The organism is Actinomycetota bacterium (assembly GCA_030017835.1).
In the GTDB taxonomy this organism is placed as follows: domain Bacteria; phylum Actinomycetota; class Aquicultoria; order UBA3085; family Oleimmundimicrobiaceae; genus Yes70-04.
Map to the genome: position 1 here is coordinate 1 of JASEGU010000052.1, position 2,802 is coordinate 2,802.

Genomic DNA, 2,802 nt, shown 5'->3' on the forward strand with positions numbered 1-2,802 from the left:
TCTCTCGCTCGCCTTCATGGAGGAGATCGAATTCTATCAAGAGATCCACAAACAACTCAAATATAGACGGGGGCGCTATGACGGCCAGGGAGCAAGGGACGGCCTTAAAAAAGAGGAGCTTCCAATCGGGGCCAGGATGATCAAGGTCGTCTCCCACTACCTTGAGGAGACCGTTTCGGGTAAGAGTCCCCATGAGATCATGGAAGGCCTTAAGGATGGGGCCGGTCAGGAATTCGACCCTAAAATAGTCGATATTTTCATAAATTTACTTGAAAAAGAGGGAAAAGAGGTTTAATGTCATATTTAACAAGTTATAAAGTGTTATATCCTTTAGCAAAACATGGTCGAAGACCCGTCCTTCATAAGCGGATATGAAACCCAAGGGCTGACCCTTTTTGAAATGGAGGCGCCACGATGAAGAGCAATATAACCGAGAAGATCAACTTCCTGTTTGCAACCAAGCTCAGCCCGGACGGGGATGAGTATAAGTACGAGGAGGTGACCAGGGGAACTGGAGGCATGGTCTCAGCGAGCTATGTCTGGAACTTAAGAAAGGGCAAGAAGGATAACCCCAGCCGCGAGAAGATAGAGGCATTGGCCAAGTTCTTCGATGTTGCCCCCTCCTGCATCATTGGGGGTGAAGGAGCCAAGAGAGATTACAAGGTGGATAATAGGATAGATAAGATCCTGGCTGACCCATTGGTCAGGGAGATAGCTTTGGGCACCTTAAACTTGAGCGATGACGCGAAAGAACTGATACTTACCATGGTCAAAAAGGCCGGGGAATTGGAGTAGGACAAAAGGACTTAGGTCGCCTACTCGACGACGCTCACCTTCAGCATGACCCAGAAGCCGGTAGTGGGACGCAAGTGCACCGAGATCAGCATCCGTGACAAGACCAACGACACGGACTACTCGCACGTCTGGTGCAAACCGGTGTTCGTGGACCGGAGGTAGCAGCGTGATGGACGCGCCTTTGAGCGGCGACGCGAGCGGGAGCGAAAGGCATGAGCCGGAGGTCTCGGCCCCGGCGCGCGCAAGTGTTCACGAGGTGAGGCGTTCTCGGAGCGTCCGACTCCGCCGATGGGCAGTGATCGGTGCGATGTGGGGCCTGCTGAGCATGTTGCCCGCAATCGCATGGCACGACTTCTTCGACCTGCTGGGACCATTCGCGCGTAGGGTCGTGTGGCTGTTGCCGATGTGGTGGATGATCCGACTCGTGGATCTGCTTGAGTCTCGCCATGGCCTCTTCCTCACCGGCGGAGCAGCTCCTGACTGGCTGATGTGGCTGGCCATCGGAGCCGGCAGTGCGCTGCTTGGGGCGGCAGCCGGACTCGGAGTGTGGTGCTTCGTTCACTGGATTCGCAGCGCGGGCGACAGTCGTCAGGGCGCATAGTCTCTGGTGTCACCGAACGGTGTGCGCATGAGCGGCGGCCGTAGCGTAGCGGTTGCTCCCGGCAAGCCTGACCGGAGCGATACCGACTCCCGTAGTCGGTATGACCGGGGTGGTTGGCAAGGTCGGTAAGGTTGGCACCGTTGGGCTGGTTGCAGTGGTCTTGCTGGTCACCTCGATGGCGTAGAGATTCCAGAAAAATGACTCTTGCAAATAATCCTCCTTGGCTGGCCCACAAGGCTCTTTAACTTATCATCGACCGCTTCATTGGAGAGATTGAGGATCAGTTTGCGTTTTCGACCACCAACTTTTGGCTGGTATCAGCCCCGCCCATGCCATAAGGCTACCCGACGGATTAAAAGAAAGGGCCCCGCTCCAAAGCACTGACCGCAAGCGGGGCCCTTTTCCCTTTTAAGCTCGATTAACCGGTTATTTCACCATCTAATCCTATGACCACTTTCTTTACGGCTATCTCCTTGCCGGAAGCCTTGATGGCCTCCAGGGCCATCCGGTTTAAACTCGAGCAGCAGGGGACCGTCATGGTGGCCACCGTAAGCGAGTATATGGTGTTACTTTTGATAAGTTCGCTAAGCTTGGCAACGTAGCCGCTCGTCTCGTCCAGTTTAGGACAAGCGATAACGAGTTTTTTGCCCCTCAAAAGATCTGAGTGGAAGGAGCCGAGTGAAAAGGCGCTGCAATCGGCGGCGATCAGAAGATCGCTCTCGTTGAAGTAGGGGGCGCTCGGTGAGATAAGGTGGAGCTGGATCGGCCACTGGCTGAGCTCGGATTGAGCTCTAAGTGATGGGGCGGCGCCCCCCTCCTTCTGGGCCGGCCGCTCTATCGCCCTTGCGTGACTTCCCGGACAGCCGCAAGCCATCTTCTCCTTCTGAATCTCTTCTTCGAAGCCATGGACCAGGCGGGCGGCATCTTCACCTCTGATATCTTTGACGTGCTCATACGAGGCTTTGGCGTCGTACTCAGGCGCCTCCTCTTCGACCACTTTGAGCGCGCCGGCCTCGCAGACGTCCAAGCAAGCCCCAAGGCCATCGCAATAGATCTCTTTGACAAGATAGGCCTTGTTCTCATCATCTAGGGCAAGTGCTCCTTCGGCGCAGGCATTCAAGCAGGCCCCGCAGCCGGTGCACTTATCTTTATCTATCTTGATTATCGGTCTCTTTGCCATGAAAATCACTCCTTTAAGTTTATGGTCTTCGCCCATAATAAGGAGTTTTTTGGATCGATTCCTTGATTTGGATCAAGTCTAAAGAAGATTTATGAGATATTGGCGAGAGCTTTTTAAACGCCTGTTACAGCAAAATGATAATGTCCGCTTTCAGCAATGTTAAAATGTCCTGGCCGTGCCCTTAAACTTCTGTAAAAAGGATATAACACCTATAGCTCTTTGACAA

5 protein-coding genes are annotated in these 2,802 nt (G+C 53.6%); 3 read left to right on the plus strand and 2 right to left on the minus strand.

Annotated elements, in window-relative coordinates; all coding sequences use genetic code 11:
- The 3 genes from QMD53_07010 to QMD53_07020 all read left to right on the plus strand — a co-directional run.
- A partial coding sequence (locus QMD53_07010; GenBank protein ID MDI6800385.1) for an HD domain-containing phosphohydrolase occupies window positions 1-295 on the plus strand: 295 nt, incomplete at its 5' end.
- Between the two features lie 119 nt (window positions 296-414).
- Window positions 415-795 (plus strand): hypothetical protein, encoded by a 381-nt coding sequence (locus tag QMD53_07015; protein ID MDI6800386.1) that lies wholly within the window; start codon window positions 415-417, stop codon window positions 793-795.
- 424 nt (window positions 796-1,219) lie between these two features.
- A complete protein-coding gene (locus tag QMD53_07020) occupies window positions 1,220-1,396 on the plus strand; it encodes a hypothetical protein (protein ID MDI6800387.1) in 177 nt (58 codons plus the stop codon).
- Between the two features lie 9 nt (window positions 1,397-1,405).
- Here the strand turns inward: QMD53_07020 and QMD53_07025 are convergent, their stop codons facing one another.
- Entirely contained in the window at window positions 1,406-1,606 is a 201-nt protein-coding gene (locus tag QMD53_07025; protein ID MDI6800388.1) for a hypothetical protein, read from the minus strand.
- Window positions 1,607-1,814: 208 nt separating this feature from the next.
- Window positions 1,815-2,576, minus strand: coding sequence for a 4Fe-4S dicluster domain-containing protein (locus QMD53_07030; GenBank protein ID MDI6800389.1), 762 nt, complete (start codon window positions 2,574-2,576; stop codon window positions 1,815-1,817).
- Between the last annotated feature and the right edge of the window lie 226 nt (window positions 2,577-2,802).